Annotated in this window: 11 protein-coding genes and 2 pseudogenes; 3 read left to right on the top strand and 10 right to left on the bottom strand. The window is 35.9% G+C overall.

All coding sequences use genetic code 11. The features are described 5' to 3' along the window. Positions 1 to 62: 62 nt before the first annotated feature. From FY049_RS05450 to FY049_RS05470, 5 genes are all read right to left on the bottom strand, one after another. Positions 63 to 869 (bottom strand): TIR domain-containing protein, encoded by an 807-nt coding sequence (locus tag FY049_RS05450; RefSeq protein ID WP_446083308.1) that lies wholly within the window; start codon positions 867 to 869, stop codon positions 63 to 65. A gap of 672 nt (positions 870 to 1541) precedes the next feature. Continuing rightward, the gene (locus FY049_RS05455; protein ID WP_446083309.1) at positions 1542 to 2609 is read right to left on the bottom strand and encodes a PoNe immunity protein domain-containing protein; all 1068 of its coding nucleotides are present in this window, start codon (positions 2607 to 2609) and stop codon (positions 1542 to 1544) included. 5 nt (positions 2610 to 2614) lie between these two features. Beyond that, entirely contained in the window at positions 2615 to 4129 is a 1515-nt protein-coding gene (locus FY049_RS05460; RefSeq protein ID WP_446083310.1) for a hypothetical protein, read from the bottom strand. Then, on the bottom strand, positions 4126 to 7203 hold the full coding sequence (locus FY049_RS05465; protein ID WP_446083311.1) for a type VI secretion system Vgr family protein: 3078 nt from the start codon (positions 7201 to 7203) through the stop codon (positions 4126 to 4128). The genes FY049_RS05460 and FY049_RS05465 overlap by 4 nt, the downstream gene beginning before the upstream one ends. 96 nt (positions 7204 to 7299) lie before the next feature. After that, a complete protein-coding gene (locus FY049_RS05470) occupies positions 7300 to 8229 on the bottom strand; it encodes a hypothetical protein (protein ID WP_446083312.1) in 930 nt (309 codons plus the stop codon). A 551-nt stretch (positions 8230 to 8780) separates the two neighbouring features. Between FY049_RS05470 and FY049_RS05475 the strand changes: the two genes are divergently transcribed. After that, complete coding sequence (locus tag FY049_RS05475) at positions 8781 to 9242, top strand: hypothetical protein (protein ID WP_446083313.1); 462 nt, start codon at positions 8781 to 8783, stop codon at positions 9240 to 9242. A 46-nt stretch (positions 9243 to 9288) separates the two neighbouring features. Here the strand turns inward: FY049_RS05475 and FY049_RS05480 are convergent. Then, a pseudogene (locus FY049_RS05480) lies at positions 9289 to 10294 on the bottom strand (recombination directionality factor). 197 nt (positions 10295 to 10491) lie between these two features. Beyond that, positions 10492 to 10947: pseudogene (locus FY049_RS05485) on the bottom strand (YqaJ viral recombinase family protein); the annotation flags it as partial. A 109-nt stretch (positions 10948 to 11056) separates the two neighbouring features. On the opposite strand from FY049_RS05485, the gene FY049_RS05490 reads away from it, so the two are divergent. Both FY049_RS05490 and FY049_RS05495 read left to right on the top strand, forming a co-directional pair. Next, a complete protein-coding gene (locus FY049_RS05490) occupies positions 11057 to 11566 on the top strand; it encodes a hypothetical protein (RefSeq protein WP_446083314.1) in 510 nt (169 codons plus the stop codon). Between the two features lie 11 nt (positions 11567 to 11577). After that, on the top strand, positions 11578 to 12147 hold the full coding sequence (locus FY049_RS05495) for a hypothetical protein (RefSeq protein WP_446083315.1): 570 nt from the start codon (positions 11578 to 11580) through the stop codon (positions 12145 to 12147). Positions 12148 to 12299: 152 nt separating this feature from the next. Here the strand turns inward: FY049_RS05495 and FY049_RS05500 are convergent, their stop codons facing one another. The 3 genes from FY049_RS05500 to FY049_RS05510 are packed head-to-tail and all read right to left on the bottom strand — an operon-like array spanning position 12300 to position 18454. Then, positions 12300 to 12758 (bottom strand): DUF2846 domain-containing protein, encoded by a 459-nt coding sequence (locus FY049_RS05500; protein WP_446083316.1) that lies wholly within the window; start codon positions 12756 to 12758, stop codon positions 12300 to 12302. Between the two features lie 48 nt (positions 12759 to 12806). Further along, positions 12807 to 13568: a hypothetical protein gene (locus FY049_RS05505; RefSeq protein ID WP_446083317.1), complete on the bottom strand. Its 762-nt coding sequence runs from the start codon at positions 13566 to 13568 to the stop codon at positions 12807 to 12809. 14 nt (positions 13569 to 13582) lie between these two features. Then, on the bottom strand, positions 13583 to 18454 hold the full coding sequence (locus FY049_RS05510; protein WP_446083318.1) for a DUF637 domain-containing protein: 4872 nt from the start codon (positions 18452 to 18454) through the stop codon (positions 13583 to 13585). Positions 18455 to 18563 lie beyond the last annotated feature (109 nt).

Raw genomic sequence — 18563 nt, forward strand, 5'->3', positions numbered from 1 at the left:
ACTGATTAAATGATAATTTTCAAAAATTCAAGAGCCTGTTACTCTATATCTATATAAATAAACTAGGAAATTAACTTATTTATATCAATCTCATAGCCTAACATTCTGATCTCTTTAGCTAAGTCAATTTCCCAATTTCGTTCAGACATATATACCACCCCACTAATATCATTAGGTAGCTCAATGCTATTATCTGTAACTAAAGGGAATACTCGCTCACGACCTAATTTACCAATAAGTAAACCATGCTCAAATACAACATTTTGTCTAGCACGAGGTCGTAGGTCATTCTTTTTAGTTTTTGTTTCACCTACATCATCTGGTGTGTATAAGATGATACCAAAACCAACATCTGTATATTCTTCAAGCTTTTCAATAATGGTTTTCCCTTTACTTGCTTGTTCATGCAAAATAATAGCTTCAAAACCTAATTTTTCTAATAGTCGTGCAGTTCCAAGTTTAGCAGTATCATCATGCCCATGGACAATAAACACTTTTCTTAGTAACGGTATTTGTTTTACATCCATAACTTCATGAATTTTGTTTTCAGCAAAATCAAATTCATCATTTTCCACATCTAGAATCAAAGAGTCTAAATAAGCCAATATGGGCGTTCGTTTAAATTGATCGAAATCATGACCTTCATGATAAGAACCATCAAGTGACCATGCCACCCTATAACTTGGTTTATCTTGTAATATTTCATAAATTTCAGTTGAAAAGGGATCTAGCTGTTTCTTGGCGAACTTCATCCATGAAGTTAATCTTTCCTCGCCTGTACCATCATCACGATAGTATGCTTGTCTAACATCGCTATCCAATCTCTCTTTTAACTTTTGCAATATACTTAAAAGTTGATCTTTTTTCATCTTCATAATGACCGATAGTATTAATAAATTATCAAGAGTATTAGAAATATTATCATAAATAATTGTTAGGTAAGTCTTTAATGTAAATATTTTATATTAGAATATGACAACATAAATTGACCTCTCCACTCGACTAAAGTAGATCGAGCCAAGTCAACTCTAAAAGGCTGATGAATAAAACGCTGTCGATATAAGGGTATCCATCAAATGATCTTGTTGGAAATACCATTTCATTAGAGTGACCTATCTGTTCTACAAAAGCTTTTAAATAATTTTCATAAGAAAAAACTACATTTTCTAAGGCATATCGTAGTTGATCTATCAGTTCACCTACTGTGTAAGAAAGTAACAATAAATTATAGGTATTATTTGCAACAATAAATTTTGAGTACAACCATCTATTTTCTAAAGTGTCACTAATCCCAGAAGGTTAGTTGCTAAATAAATTGATGGATTCAATATCACCTGCTTTAGTTTTTGATTTGAACCTTCCGTTAAAAATCGCTGACGTCTTCTAATGATAAAAATCATAACTCATTCCTCTAATCTATTTTTTTGTTTTTCCTTTTTTATATTTTAAGTCAATAACTTTTGATTATTATTCAAAATTTAAAATATTCATAAGCCATCCTTATGAAGGATGGCCTGTTAAATTTAATACAATTTAAGCGTTTAATTTTCTCCATCAAAATACCAATATACATCCCCCCAATCTGATTGTGATAACGTTGGTAAAATTTCACCTTCAGTAAAATAAGGGCGTGTATCAGGTTGAGCAGGTGTAATCCAATAACCTGTTTTTAAACATTTTTCACCACCTTTGACTTTAATCCGCTCAACAGGACTTTCGTTTTTTAATTCTTTAGCCTGTAATTTAGCAAAATCAACCAAGTCTTTTGGGTAGAACTGATGTTCTCGATAAATTGTATCATCAATATCTAATAGCCATGTAACCGCAGCGGCTTCCCAAGACCAATAACCATAATACAAATAACCTTCGTCAATATCAGTTTGAGGATGCTGATTATAATAAGGCTCTCGGCGACTTGCTTCGTACCAGTCTTCTAAATACTGTAACATCAACTCGGATCGTTTTTGCGGTTCTGCATCAAATACTTTAATCAATTTTCGATACGGTAAATGACGTCTTGCTTCATTGGGTGGGATACCTCTATTTGCAACAAATGGAGCAACCAAACGTTCAATTAAACCATCTTTTTCTTGCCCTTCAGGCGCTGCCTCAGTGTAATCAATAATTGGCATGATACGAGCCATTTGATCTGCATAACCTGTAAGCAAACCAAAACAAATCAAACGCAATGCCATATACCAGTAATCTTCTGTACCTAAAGCAATATGCCACACAAAACGCCCTTCTGCTTCAGAGCTGTTATGGTATTGAGAATGAATGTCAGCATACTCTTCAGTCCAGTTTATAAGATATGGATAAAGTTGTTGAATAAAATCAATACCACTACCAGCAGAATATTGTAAAGATGCTAAATCTAATGTATCAATAATACGTCTTCTACCAGCCGCCATTTTTTTACTGGCTTTAGCACTTGCTTTATATTTTTGAAAACCATCAGTGACAGAGTAAACTCCACTAATAAATGTTTCAAATCTCTTCTGATACATTCCTTCTTCTAATAAATCATCTCTATATCTTTCATTGTTTTTTACTTTTTCATTAAACCATTGTTCCCAATCAATCTCTAAATCATTTACTTGATTACTCAATTTCATTACTCCGGTAACATATCATTCGGTAAAACAAATTCTAATTTTATTCCATGTGCCGTTACTGTACGTGTACATTTCGGTTTATCTACTCCCTTACATTTTTCATGGTGATCAAACTTATCTCCCGTAATCGTTACTAAACTTCGATCATAAGGGCATCGAATCGCAACAGTTTGACCTTTCCCATCTTTAAAAACTCTTTCTGTAGAAGGCTTAAACTCTACACGCTCCCAAGCAGCAATATCATCCAATAACTTCACTTTGTGTGTTGTTGTAATTTGTGCAGTATTTATTTTCCTAGAAATCCATAAATGTGACATCTGTACACCATCACTGACTGTCGTACCGACAGAGCGCTTCACCTTATCATCTTGATCTGAAGCCATATAAACATCTAGTCCCATTTTCAAAGCCATCATAGCTGCTTTGGGAGTCATCAATGTTCTATGACTGAGTGCATTGGTCGCTTTACTGTCTGTTACTCGATACTTATGCCCCAATCTCGCACTATGCCAAACATGGTCAATCCCATTATGTCCACTGTCATGATATTCATAAAGCACACCATTATTGTTGATTTTAGAGCGACTATGCATTCGTCGTACATAATAGTAATCCGTAATATGCTCACCTCCTGAACCCAACTCTTTATTTGATCTTTTTCTTTTTTTTAGTTGTTTTCGGCGATTTGAAGTATTTTGTTTACCAGGGCTTACACGATTACCACCTGTATTTTTCGCCACATTACCATTTTGAGGAGTTTTAGGCGCAGGTTTTTCGTTTGGTGTTGTTGCCTTTCCTGTAGGTTTTGATGGAGGAGTGGATGGAGTTTTAGTCTTTACTATTGATGGAGGCGTTTTTGTAACAATTGGTGCTTTTGCAGTTGTATTTGGATAAGGCGTTGCTAATGCTTTTTTATGTGCCGCTTGCATCTCCTTCATCACCATCTCAATTTTTTGATTAACAACTCTTTTCATTTGCTTTAATTGAATAACTAAAGCCTTCAATCTTGCATTACCCAATACAGCTCGTGTCATCCAGCTATCAAAAACATCTATTAAGCCATCAATCATTTTATTACTGGTGTTTTGTAACTCCTTAGTATAGGCATTCCAGTTCAAGTTTCTAAACCACTTGTCAACATTCCCTCGCATGGTTTTACTTGGAATTGCATCCAAAATAGCACCCATAGCCTTACCTGAACGTAGTTGCTTAAAAACAATTTTTAATCCATCGCCCGCTACAGGAACAAAAGCTACAAGGTTAAATACTAAATCAAACCAATTGTCTTTATCTTCCGGTTTCTCTGCAATTTTTATCACCGAAACAATTACATTTCCGACATCTACACCTTGACCAACAAAAGGGATACAACCGATCACAACTGCAACAATAATCTGTGCAGGACTTGAACCACTTCCATCCAACACCCCTTTGATCCATTGAGCGGCTGATTGTTCTGCCTTTTGTGTCACTCTTACAGTCGGGGTGGTTGCTTTTGCTACTGCTGTATTCATTTCTCACCACCATCATTCAATTTAGAAGATGAGTCATTACTGAGTAATATTTCTTCTACGTCATCAATTATTGTGTCATCAGCATTATTTTGCTGCGGAATTAATTGCTCTTCATAATCATCAACATGGTCATCATATTCAATGTCAGTACCGTTTATCATTTCTTCAATTTCATCAGGAAAATATTCATCCAGCAATACTTCTAACTCTTGTTGGTTATATTGTTCTATTAATTGTTGCGCTTCAGTAACGCTCATCACTTTTTTATCTTTAAATGGATTATCTACTTTCTCTTTATCAGGTTTAGCCTCTACACTACTAAAACCGTAATAAACTTTCGGTTGGATCTTATCCCCAGGAATAGTCACCTTAGCATATCCATCTGTATTCAGAACCCCCTCTTGAGAAGTACCATCAGCAAAGATGAGTTTATAAGGGGCCTGCATAACAGGCTTTAAATCCTCATAAACATATTTCAGTTCAAGTTCTTTTGGTAATAAATTAAGCATAGGCAATGCTGGCATATCTGGAGAAATACTCGCTCCGTTTTGGAACACATGTTGTCCCGCCTTACTCTCAAACAAACCACCAGTCGTTGCAAACACGCCTGAACCATTGATCTTTAATTCTGAGGTATCTGCAACTAATCTAATCTCTTTAGGACTCGTAATATAGATTGTATCTTCAGTTGAAATGATTTGAATGCCCTTACGTGCGATTAAATCCGCACCATCTCCCTGCGCCTGTATCTCAACTTTGCCTTTTCCTGCAAATAACCTCGCACCTTCTTGTGCTGCAAATAAACTGATTTTACTTTGCGCATGAGCTACCAAGTTCTTTTGCGTACTTAGGTTAATACTATCGCCTGCGCTATGGCTGATTTGTCCATCTGCTGAAAGGTGAACATCCTCATTCGTACTCAGTGCAATAGAATTTGGTGAAGTCAAAATCATCAAAGCTTGTTTAAATGCTTTTGCCTTAGCTTCACTTTCTTGTTCGATTTGCTCAATAAACTGTTTTAGACCATCTAGCATTTCTAAAGGGTCAGTCTGTTGATTCTTGGCAACTTCACTTAAAGCTTTTGAATTATTTAAACTAGATTCAAATTGTGATTTTGTTTCAGAGGCATCAAGATGATGACCGCTTGCTGAATCTTGCTGGTAGGTGGAAAGCAATAAGCCCTGTTTAGCTCTAAGTGCTCCCCATTGATCTGTACGCAATTCAAAGCCTTCACCTCGTCCTTCACTAGTATCAGTTTCTTTAGGATGACTTAAATTACCTAGATTAAGTTGGCTGGCCCCATGACTACTGTGTAACTGACTGCTGATCTGGTTGGTCGTATCATCAAATCTGAGCTGATTATAGCCACGGCCTTGATATTCCTTACTTTTGATTCCTGCAAGTTTTTTGGTATCAGGCAGTTTGCCTTTATCATCAAACTTGGTCGGGCTTCTTTGTGCTTCATGAATACGTCCTACGACAAATGGTCTGTCAAGGTTGCCATCAAAGAAGTCAATTACGACAATCTCACCAATACGGGGTAAGAATCGCGCACCATAGCCTTCACCTGCCCACGGGGTTAGAACATCAACCCAAGCCGAGTCGGTATCATTGTCATTAGAACCAGCACCACCATCATGGATGTTGTCTTCATTACGGGTGAATAGGAAACGGACTTTTATACGCCCCCATTCATCGACATGAATTTCTTCTCCGCTTGGCCCAACGACTCTGGCACGCTGTGGTGAAGCAACTGGTCGATGTTTTAATGGATTGTACTCTGGAGCAACCGCAACATTACGTCGCTGTAGGACTAACTCGTTGGCTTGGCGTTCATCACTATTGTTTGTTGTGATATTGGTCGTTTGCCAATTGCTTTGCTTAAGTAAAGTTTCAACTTGGTTGGTCAGGTCTTTTGGTAAATTATTCTGGTTATAGAAGGTCTTAGATATGATCAAGAACTGCTTATCTGAAGAATCTTTTAGATCGATTGTCGGGTGTTCATTCAGCTCAAAAAAATACCCAACATGTGCATCTCGTACAGTTGAGGTAGCTGTAAATTGTTTGGCTTGTGAATCATAGTAGTTACTGAGGTTTTGGTTAAACTTTTCAATCTGGCTGTTGCCTGATTTGGTTGCACCATCTTCACCATTTAAGTCTTGTATCCATGCAGGGCTAAAGTGCCATGCTTGTTCTAAACCCAAATTGGCATTGTCATAATTTTCACTATGTTGATGTTTGCTTTGAACTGAGCCAGCACCTTCTTCTGTTTCGAGTGCATCTGCTTGCCAACGTTGGATATGCACTGCGGTGGGTTGAATGGAACGTAATCCTGTAAATGTCGTGATGCTATCTTGCTTTTCTACAGCAGAGCTACGATGAAAACGAATGTTACGTCGATCCAGTGCTTGGTATTGATCATTGCTGTCAATTAATCGTAGCTTTTGAGGTTGGATTAGTTGGCTTGAACTGGAAACTTTAAGTTGTGCTTCATCAATTAAGGTATTAATGCCTTCCGAGGCTAGCAATCTTTGAATGAATTCGCTATCCAATTCATTATTCTGCATAATGAATGGTCTTACATCATAGTCTTTGGTTAAGCCACTTTTATCCAAAGTTAGACTTGAAGCAAACAACGGGCTTTTTTCTCTCCACTCCTGAAAGATCAAATCCACGATTTGCACGACAGACTTTGCCATAAACACACGACTGTTTCTACGATATTTCCACAGTGCTGTCGGGTCTTCTACCGTGAGACGATAAATTGTAAGAGAACCATCGCTTGCGCCAGAATCAGCCTTTGTAACAATACCTGAAATTCGATTGAGTTCTGATTTATCGTTGACGATATCAATTGCGATTTGAGAACCAATAAACTGCTTTAATGGAATTTGAGAGCTGGTTGAAAGGCAAATGAGTTGTAAACTCAGACCTACATTAAGTTCATGTGTTCCATCAATACGTTGAAGGAAAACCTGATTATTCAGTGAGCTATTGCTGAACTGTAAATGTATCGCACGCTTTTTTGCAGTAAGACCTAATTGCTCCAAAGCGGCATAAATATTGTTAGACATAGTTTATTATTTGATTTTAGATTGTGATCTATTTTACTCAAAAACTTAATAATCTGTCTATACAGAGTTGTCTATGATCATTTTTAATACGACAATTTATGTCTCATTTTGTTTCAGCTTTTTGAGCACTCTTAAAGCATGCCTTACTTGTCCTTGAGTCATTTGATATTTGTTTTGTAACTCGACATAGCTTAGCTGTTCCAAGTCTGCTTGATGCGCTCTAACCCAAACAATAGCTAATTGTTTTTTGGGGATATTGAGTAACTTTTTTAAATCTATCCTTGCCCATTTGATTTGTGCTTGTGTGAGATTAAAATTTTGAGCAATCTCCTTAATAGTCAAATCATGACTTAATAAAGCGTGTTGATTGTCCAATAACCATTGTTTTCTCTCAGTACTTTTTTGTTTTAATTTTTCGGCTGTTGTCGGTAAATTTTGCTCCATACACATTTGTTTATGAACTCTTGTTGCAGTAGAGACAGCAATATCCATCGCCTCAACCAAATCAATAATTTTATTACATGAAATAATAATGTCTTTATGTGCTAAAACTTTTGCTTGAATTTCGTCTTCAACTTTTCTTGCTCGTTTTCGAGTCCTTATAACGCCAACTTTATGGACTAGATAACGAACAAAGCGACCAATGTCACCCTGATTTAATTGATATTTTTCAAATAACACATCACAACGCTCGTAGAGTATTTCGTCCTGATGTGCAATGACCCATGCATAATCAGTTAGTTTCCTTCTTATATTAAGACGTTTTCTAAAACGAAGTAACACATCTTTAGAGAATCCAAGCTGTTCAGCTAAAATGAACAATTCCACTGAGTGATTTTGTTTAATAAATTCAGCCAGTTCATGCGTCAGGATAATTTCGGCACAATGCCCATGAAGTCGCTCATAACCTCGACCTTTTAGTAACATTAACCCATTCGGCAAACGTATTTCCTCATAAACATCCCAGTCTTCACCCTCCCAATCTTTGATGGTTTTTATCGGGTAAAGTTTATATTTTTTTGCCATAACAACTGAAATTTATTGTGTTGATCAATAACTCTTCTTTTATCAAGTTCAGCTTAAAATTTGAAGTGATTTTAATAAAATATTTATTGGCTTTTTGAATAATTTTGAATGTATTTAAACAATGTTAATAATATTCAATACTGCAAACCCTATAGAATTAGCCGAGCTTGCTTAGCTCAATTTGATGGATGAAAAGTAGTTTCTCTTATGGATAAAAGTACAATTACATGTATTGAGGGTGTTTTGTTTGGACTAGCTCATCCCGCCAATGTGGACACATTTGTATTTACTGACTCTTACACTGGAAAAACCATCAAATACACAAAAAAAAATAATGCTTGGGTATCTGTATTTTGTAGCAAATACAATCGGTCAAAAGTTTGCTGAACAATTGGCTTTGCAATTAATAAAGACCTAACGCAATTGCAATTTTCACCACACCCAATATCCGCACTAAAACGACAACAAATGTCGCACATTTAATAACCACTTATTTTATCAAAAACCTTAAAAAGCTATTCTATAAAAACAAAAATTTTAGGATGATAATTATGTTTTTTGATAATGAAATGTGTGAACGTTTACTGGCTTTTGCGCGCAATATTGCTGCTTTATTATTTATAGGCGGGATCGCGCTTGTAATTGCCTATCGTGCTGAGACAAAAGTAGGCTTAGAAACTCATCAATATTTAATGCTATTTTCTTCAGGTATTATCATGTTTATTTGGTCACTCTATCTGGCTGTATGTAACGTTACAGTTCTTTATCATGATTATCGGAACTATTTACTGCGCTGCTTAGACAAAAATAATGCTCAACACAACTTAGATGATAAACAGTTGAAATCTACCAGCCAAATTATAAAAGCCTTGGTCAAAAATAATTGGCTAAATAAAGTCATTTATTATTTTCAAGCAATCATCATCCTCTTTATTGGATTTTCTTTTGTATTAATTTATGTTTTTGGAGTGATTGGAAATTTAGAACAACAAGCCAAATTATTTGGATTTTAAATCCAATTTTTACAATGCCTTATACGATTAAATATAAGGCAATTTTCTAATTCACCGCCCTCACACTGCCCTGCAGTCCTTTTTGTATATCCTGCACTAAACAATCACCCAAATTGGATTTAGTTTTAACCTTAAATTTCGGCTCAGGCTGTGTTTGTTCTATTTCGCTATCCTCACCCATATAAAACTCCTCCACCAAATCCAATCCCTCCTCGCTATTCACCTCAAACCTTGCATTGCCATAACCCTGACATGCCATTTGATCTAAAGCACTTTGATTAAATCCAGTTGCTTTACTTTGTAGATCAATTTCTTTTGCCATTTGAATTGCTTGTTGTAAATTGACACCATCTCTTAAAGTTAAATCGACATAATACACTGGCGTTCGATAGCTTTGCGTGGTGCTCTTTCCCCGCAAGGTCAATTGCAATGGTAGACAGGACAGCAAGCCATTCGATGCTGCATGGTAATAACTCAGTCTTGCAGACAAAGTACGAATACTGTTAAAGCCGGTGGTTCTAAAAACAAAAAGTACCAAACTCATCAGACTCATCAAGATTCACATAGAGATGACCATAAAGCTTACATAACCCACCTTGCGCCAATGGGCATAGATCAGGTGATGGACATGGATGTTGTTCAATTCCTTGGCTGGTGATTCTTTGGCAAGTCTGCCGATCCCCCACACAAACAGGCCGTCCTGTTTGACGGTCAAATAACGTGTACTCAGCACGTAAATTTAGTCCAGGATCATTAAAAATCATCCGTACTGGAATTGTTCTGAGTTTTTGATTTTGATCCGGTGCTTTGGCTCGGAGTTGCTCATCAAGTTGATGTTTTATCCAGCCGTCTTTTCCTTGGATTTGGCTGGTAATGGTGTCGGGTAGGCATGGCTCATTACTGAGTTTCCTCGCTGGAACAATGACTCAAACGACTTAACGTCACACAAATTTATCATCTTTTTCAGGTAGGCGTTTTCCGTTCTTTACCACGATCTTACCGATACTGATTCTGCCGAGTATGGGCGGTGTAATTGCTAAACCTTTAATCATAGGGTTATCCTTTTCAGTTATTTTTTATCGATGTTCGGTTGATATGTAGAAATCAATCATTTTTCAAATGCCTATTTTTCAGCGCAAATTCACCTATTTTGGTTCTCTGTAAGTACTTCGGTGCTTACAGAGAACGGGGGTGTTTTTTGCGATTTTTTGCAGATATGCCCTAAATTGATGTTGGCTTTGAATCGGCTTTAATCATCATCTGTATAGATGTTGAAACGCCGTGAGCCTTGTTTGTTATGTGGAAATTGATGAGGTATTCAGGATGCTGTTTGAGTAATGCCTTAGTGTCCAAGCTGATTGAGTCTTTAGACTTTTTACACGTCACTGAGCCTATTTTAAAGGTCGCCCGTTCAGCTCGTTGCATCTTGGCCTGCAGTTGATGTTTAAGTAAATCAAATTGCTCCTGATGTTTTTCAATTTGATGATTTGCTTGAATCAATTGTTCAAATTGTTGATTGGCCTGATCATCTTCGGTTAAATCTGTGGTCGTCAGTGGAATATGTTCAGCATAAATCACTTACTAAGTTTTGGTTGTGAATTCAGCTGCATTCGCATCAGATGAATCTCTTTTCCATACACGTCAAAAAATGTCATTCTGCATGAATTATATACTGTATTAGCAATTCAGAATAAGTTACTTTAAAAGTATATAAATGTAGTCTGCTGGACCAATGTCATTTGTTATATACTCACTAATGAATACTTATAGTAAAGTTCTAAAGATAGCTTCTAACGTTATAGGCTTAATTTTGTATGAATAATAAATTCTTTAAAACAATATTGATTGTCACTTTATGCTTTACACAATTCACTTTTGCAGAGATTCCTAAAGAATTACTTTATCAGTTGCCTAAAAATATTGATTCAACACAACTCGCAACAATTGAAGGTTTTCAAGAAACGAGCACCCCTTTAAAGTTCATAAAAGCTCGTATTTATATTAATCAAATCAATGGCAAAGCCACATTAAACCAATCAAAAGACTGGAATAAAATCTATTCCATTCTACCTACACAGACAACTGTTCACTTCTCCTCTGATGCTCAGCAATTATTTTCTTCAGGTGAGCTGAATTTTACTGCTCAAACAGGGCAAAAATATCAAATCAAAACCAATCAAGCGGATAAAAACAGCCATAAACAAGGCATTCAGTTTTGGATTGAAAATTTAACAACGGGTGAGGTGATAACAGAAAAGCAATTTGCTCATACAATAGCAAATGAACCTCAACAAAATTATGTTCCAGTCATCATTAACAAATAAATGAGTTTTATATGCGCTTATCATTAAAAGTATTTCTGCTCTCGTTCCCTCTACTCTTTACCGGTTGTATAAGCACACCTATAAATACAACGCCAATAGAATACTATACTCAACCAACTACCTCAGAACAGACAGCAACAATAATCGGTGATATGTTTGAGCGTAAATATATTGCAGACACAATCGCTTATGTTTTTGCTATAGATCAAAAAAAAGTGGAGAACGGGCGTGAAAACCTTAGTAATCCACTTACAATATCTGCAGGTCAACATGACATACAGATTTGGTGTGGACGAGGTGGCTTTAAGTATACAAATTTAATCAAAGCGAATTTTGAAGCAAACAAAGCATATCAAATTGGCTATGAAATGAATCCAAATAAACAAGAGGGTTGTGTATTTTGGATAACTGATTTAACAACAAAAAAACCTATTACTGAATTAATCACAGGTATTGAAGCAGGTGAGTATGCTAATCCAAAAAAACTTAGACCATTAAAAAACTTTATTGAACCTCGTCCAATAGTCAGACAAGGCTATACTGTCCCAATCCGTGTAATTAATAAAATGGGTCATAATTAAAAATTTCTACTGGTTTTCCTTAAATAGATACTAAGCATTCAACCTACAATCAATCAGTTTTTCTGCCTAGTACCAAAAAGCACATCTGCTATGAGATCTAATTGTTACTAGTAAACAAATTTCCATCAACCACTTAACACCACGAGAAAAATCTACTTGCTACATGTTCCCTTTTCGGCTAGATTTAATTTTTTTATAGCTTTCTGACCTTCAACATTATCAACCAATTTTAGCCCTGCTCCAGCGACCACCAGACCAGGTCTCATATACTGTTTAATAAAATAATTCTCTCCACTCTTAGCTTGAATATTAAGGTCATTAGGTGAAAATTCAGATTCAGTTGAAATGGTATACTCCTGATCGCCTGGAACTTCCTCATGAAAGAAAACATTTGGCGCCGTTTCACCAATGCAGTTACCGTTGATTTTGATATTTTTCTTAAGTGCTGCACCTAATCCACCAGTACGGTAAATATATAACCCAGATTTTCCTTGGTCAGGTTGCTTAAATTGTTTAGCTGATGCTGTTAATTCCTGATTAGCAACAGGTACAGACGCACATCCTGTAAAAAGAAATGTTGTTGCAAATATAGTGAATAACGTTTTATTCATTTTTGTACTCTACTTAGTTAAAAAATCATAATTTGAATGCTTATTTAATTAAAGTGGTTCTGTATTTGGCATACATTCATAGGCTTTTTTAATTGTATCAAATGCATTCGTCGTAACTTTATGATCCCAATAGACTATTTTGAGCCAAGTAGCAGCATAACTATAAAGTCCCATACGCAGCCATGGCTCCTCCATATATCGACTGAGCATTTTTACACCACACTCAGCAAGTTCTAAAGGAGTATATTTCGGTTCTAAATGATTTAGACATAATAAATATCCATACTCTCGAGGTGTTAATTTACGCTTAATAGAGATTTCTTTTTTTCCATGATATTGCTCAAAACGATCTATACCTGCTTGATATTGCTCACATTGCACACACAATTGCATAAAATCATCTAAAAAATCTGTTTTAAGGGATCTTTTCGGATAAATATTAATATTTGGATCATCAAATTTTGACCAAAATTGAAAAGACTTTTCCCACTCTTCCTCAGCATTAACTGTATTAGATAACCATAGTGCTAATGCTTTGTTCTTAATTAATTGAGAGTGATAAAATGTTAGACTATCACCTTGACCAAAAATCTCTTTTTTTTCAATTGCTATATCAAGCCATCTATGTATTGTAGGTAGATAAATATCAACATCTTTTTTTATATCAACTAAGTACCCTGATATAACTTGATCTAGTAAATAAATAGCTGAATTTCCTAGAGGAAATGGCTCAGAACTTGTCGTCATATGATGCATGTAACCTAAAGTAAACTCAAAAAAGACCACTTTATTTCTTTTTGGATCAAACATTTAAAATCTCCGAATTAATTACACACACCTTTTACACACCTATAAATTACTGAGTTTTTAACGTTCCCAGCCGCAACAGTGTAAGTTGTGAAAGTCCCTGAATTAATGTTATTTAAAGCCAATATTTTTACATCTGATGATAAGTTAGACTTTTGGATATAGTCCAATGCTTCTTTCTTAACGTTAGCAAAAGCTGATGGACTTGTAAAAGTAGTTGATGCCTCCTTCAAGTTTACTTTTCCACTTCGATATTTCGCATCCCAAAGGTATACGCTACCATTACTAACATCAACAGAGATAATGTCTGAGCCATGCCCTTTTGCACCATATTTTAAAACCACTTGGTTTGGTAGGTTTGCAACATCATTTGCTAAGTATAATTCTGTTTTATAACCATTTACTTGAGAATATTGATTTTTTGATGTTCCGTTAGTTAAAACTGGAGGTTTATAATCATACCCAGCCACAGGATCTGGTAGTTTAGGGTCTAATACAACATCATTGAACTTTCTAAATAGAATAGGAACTTGAATGGCTTTAATGATTTTTTGTGATTGAACGGCTGACATTCCTGTCAGGACTGGCATATTATAAGTCGCTGCATTTTTAGCTGCAGTTGCTGTAGTTTGTGTAATTTTTATACCAGCAGTGCCTAATTTTGCAGTTGCAGTTGCAGTCCCTTTGACGAGTACAAGTAATCCCGCAGCCTCCCAAGTTAATGTCCCTAAATCATAGCCTACTTGACTCGCTTGTGATAAACCGCCAGTTTTTAAATTATTATCTATCCTTTGCATTTTTGTATTTAAGCTAGCAAAGGCTGAGTCACTTAACTGAGCCCTAACTTCTGGATCAGTGATTATAGATTTTAATCCATTAAAGGTATCAACTGGACTGAGTATTGCCTCTACAACACCTTTTGCATCAGAACCAGCAGAATAGACTACCCCTGCTGCAAATCCTGCCTTAGTTAATTTATCTTGCACACTATCTAAACTGCCATATTTAACATATACAGCCACATCACCTAAACTATTAGCCTTAGCATATTCTAAATCTTTTTGAAATTTTTGCTGTGTTCCGAGCCAATTATTAGTTAATGCATTTTCTGCAGAGTTTGCAGCAATATTTACATCATATCCACCTGCAGCTGCAACCGATGCAGCAAAAACTTTACTAATATTTTTTATTTTAATCAGCTCTTGATCAGTATAAGTAAACTTATCTCCTGTAATTGCTTGTGCAAAAATCTCACCAAGTGAAGCTCCTAATGCTCCAGCCTCACAGTCTTTTTGTATAGCTCCTGCCACGCAACCAGCTGCTGCATGAGCTACTTTATGAACAACATAGTCTAGATCTAAATTTGTTCCCTTCTGTAGACCTGAAATATTTTCAGCTGTAAAACCTTGGATTGCATCTGCAAAACCAGTCAATAAGGCTGTTTGTAGATTATCTGAAAGACTCCCCCCATTTATTCCCGAATTAACTAATGCAGATGCTGTTGAATTAATTAAATTTGTAGCAACCCGATCAGTTATTCCTGTACCTTTTAACTGAGACATCAAGTTTGTGCCACCAAGCTTATCAATTACGCCAGCAGTAACAACAGAAGTCGCTAAACTCTTTATATATTCCTTACTACCTAACTCTTTAAATGTTGCAGCGACATCCCCACCATTATTAATCAAGCTGATGCTCGTTTGTGTTGCAATCGAAGCCACAGCAGCATTTGCCATAGTTCCTAATGTCGAAACACCAATAGTTGTTACGCCAGCTGTTGTTGTTGTTGTGATACCTGCTGTACCTATCATACTGGCACCCAAACCAACTGTTGTACCTCCTGCTGCTGTCCCACCCGCCGCTGTTCCTGCTGCGGCTGCAGTACCTGCCCCATAGGTAACAATTGCAACAATAATCACAATGATTGCAGCAGCTGCTCCGGTTAAACCTTGAGACTTATAGTCCCATCCCTTTTGAGCAAGAATAATTTTATTCCAATCAACATCGTTGCGGTTCACAAAGTCTTTGAGGTATTGATTACCGGGTTGGTTTGCTAATCTTAATATTTCATCTCTAATTTGTACTTTATTCTGATCACGCTCACCTACGGGTATTTGTACAGTTATCCCTCCATCTGCTTTAAAAACAGGTGGAGTAGGTCCATTAAAGCTGGGTAATGTTCCAGTTTCAGTAACTGATCCTTTATCTTGCATTGATTGCCAAACTATAGATTTCTTTTGCTTTTGAACAATATCTTCAATTTTTGTTATTGCTGGATCTATAAAAGTTTTTCCACCAGATTCTATTTGGGCTCCACTGAGGTAGTTAAATTCTGTACCTACTAAGCGTGTATCAAAGCCTGACTTCACCCCAATATAATCAGCGGTTAATGTCACCGGTATTTGCGAAATTTGTGAACGACTTGAGTTGGTTTTAGAATCGTTATATTTGATACCCGCAAACGAAGACTCTTTTGTGATATCGCTAATTGTTGAGGATGAACTATTAACCGTATAAAAATTTATATTTCCACCTGAGCGTATTGAAATTTTTCCTGTAGCATCAAGTTTTCCTGAGTAAATATCAATACTATTGTTGGGATTATTAATTTCTTTACTTTCAATCGAAATATTTTTAGCCTGAATATCAACGGATGCAGCAGCTAGATTTTCACTTACAGTTTTTGTATTGATATACTTTTTCTTAAGTCCTAACCAAGATCTTTTTATTTGCTGTGAACCTGATTTGTCATAACTTTGCTCAAGTGCAGCATCGAATAAAATATTTTTAAATGACTCAATCTTAACATCTCCATTTTGTGATGTGATACCCGTCCCTTGTAAAACCAAGTTGTTCCCATTAGCTTTACCTGTAGTTCTTATATTCACCCCTTTTGAGGCATTTAGTATTGTAGGATTGACTTTAGACGCATAGGTGTATCTTCCATCATTTGGATTGCCTTTTTCAAATAAATCAACAGTACCATCGATCACAATACTTGCGTTAATTTGCTGAGACTTACCATTAGGTTGTTGTGTCGTTATTTTATAAGGATCATATAGCAAACCTTGAGCTTCTATATCGATGAGGCCTGTTTTTGCTATCAATTCTGATCCACTAATCGATACTCCTCTGGCTGAAGTCAAGTTGATATTTCCGTTTTCACTGCTCAGAACTGCTGCGACATGCTCATCGCCATAGATGCCTGAATTTAAAAAGGTCTCTAACTTATCTAAATCTGCAACTCTTTGCTCTAATTGATTATTAACTTGTACTTTTATCTTACTTGTTCTTACTGTAGACCACTCTAATTTAATATCAAGTTTGATAGGATATTTTTTCTCCAGATTTGCTTTAGTATCATTAAGTGATTCTAATAATTTTTTAGCATCTTTTACAAAGAGCACAACATCTCTTTTACTGAGCACATACTTATAATCAGAATCAGCCTGAATAGCCTTGATAGACTCTTGTAATAAAGCTTTTTCAGCATTTGCATCATTGATGTGTTTAGTACTTACATAATTACTGACTTTGTTTTTTATTCCGTTTATTGTGATTTGGTCTCTATTTGCAACGATTTTTATATCTTTTTTTGCGTTTAATTTTGCGCCTTCTAAAATTACAAACTCGCCTTCTAAAGTAATTCCGCCATTCGCTGTAGTTAGATTCACGACTTCCTCAGAACCCCGACCATTTGCCCCACCATATCCCACTAATGTTGTGGCCCCATTCTTAGAGATGAGATCAATATCACCTGTTGCATTTAATTTAATGCTTTTGGGATCTATTCTCAGTCCATTATCGATCTGTAAGGATAAATCACCATCTAGGCTATTTAATTTTGCATCTGATCTAAGCAATTGACTTCCAATCGCATTCAGTTCAACTGATTTTTTATCAACGAAGTAGCCAGATTCAATAAGTGTAGCACCACCTATAAGTTTCAAGTTTTGTGCAAAAATAGACCCATCTTTACTGGTTACGGATAAAAGTCCATCTGACTTAAATTGACTTGTACTATTATCTAAAAATAAAGGGGATACACCAAGACCATCAGGGGAACTATTAAAAAATATTCGACTCCCATTGATTGCAGTATGCGAATTAGAGTTCGAATTTACGCCACTAAATACCAAATTATGATTTGCAAATATTTCCACATTTCCTTTTGCATTAATATTTGTATTGTTTATATCAACTTTTTTGTCACTTTGGACTTTTACGCCACCGTCACTAGAACTAAGCTCGGCTAATTTTATATTGACATCCCCTATACCTATTGAGGCAATTGTAATCCCTTTTTTTGCTTTAACTTGGGTGGAGATACTATTTGAATCAGATTGTAAATTGGTATTACCATATGCAATAAATGAACCTTTCCCTGCCTCTGAAACTGCTTTTAAATTCTTGGTATTGATATTTCCTTTCAAAGCCGAGACATTGATATCCGTTCCAGCTGATAGATTTGTTCCTTGGTTTAAATTTAAATTGTTTTCAGATGCTGTCAGGTTAATATCTTTATTTGTTTTGAGTTGACTATTCACCATCAACTCTTTACCGAATAAGTTGATTCCTTCATTTGCAATAAATTGAGTTCCTGAAATATCTAATTTTCCAGTTGAGCGTAAATCTAATTTTCCAGCTAATGTGGATAAGGCTGTGCCAGTATGTTCCCATGTTAAATTTTGATCACTATAGGCATTAATATTTTTGACTTTACTAACTGCATTATCTGCAACCAGCCCCATATTCTTTATCGCAATATCGCCTGAACTGTTTAAATTCAGATTTTCACCTGCCCAGACTGTGCCATCCTGAATATTAATTAATCCTTTGCTATTATTTGAACCCGCTTTTAAGTTGATTGTGCCTACTGTTGCCTGCAATAGACTACCCTTCAGCTCTTGCTTATTCCCAGCTGCAATATTTAAGTCGTAACTAACAACCAATCCAGCATTTTGTGCTGCAATTAAATTATTTTTTATGTTTATATCT

It is taken from the genome of Acinetobacter sp. 1125_18A, from assembly GCF_052824985.1.

Excerpts from the sequence above, each read along its gene's own strand:
- FY049_RS05450 (WP_446083308.1), bottom strand. The coding sequence starts at position 869 with ATGAAAAAAGATCAACTTTTAAGTATATTGCAAAAGTTAAAAGAGAGA.
- FY049_RS05460 (WP_446083310.1), bottom strand. The coding sequence starts at position 4,129 with ATGAATACAGCAGTAGCAAAAGCAACCACCCCGACTGTAAGAGTGACA.
- FY049_RS05465 (WP_446083311.1), bottom strand. The coding sequence starts at position 7,203 with ATGTCTAACAATATTTATGCCGCTTTGGAGCAATTAGGTCTTACTGCA.
- FY049_RS05470 (WP_446083312.1), bottom strand. The coding sequence starts at position 8,229 with ATGGCAAAAAAATATAAACTTTACCCGATAAAAACCATCAAAGATTGG.
- FY049_RS05475 (WP_446083313.1), top strand. The coding sequence starts at position 8,781 with ATGTTTTTTGATAATGAAATGTGTGAACGTTTACTGGCTTTTGCGCGC.
- FY049_RS05490 (WP_446083314.1), top strand. The coding sequence starts at position 11,057 with ATGAATAATAAATTCTTTAAAACAATATTGATTGTCACTTTATGCTTT.
- FY049_RS05495 (WP_446083315.1), top strand. The coding sequence starts at position 11,578 with ATGCGCTTATCATTAAAAGTATTTCTGCTCTCGTTCCCTCTACTCTTT.
- FY049_RS05500 (WP_446083316.1), bottom strand. The coding sequence starts at position 12,758 with ATGAATAAAACGTTATTCACTATATTTGCAACAACATTTCTTTTTACA.
- FY049_RS05505 (WP_446083317.1), bottom strand. The coding sequence starts at position 13,568 with ATGTTTGATCCAAAAAGAAATAAAGTGGTCTTTTTTGAGTTTACTTTA.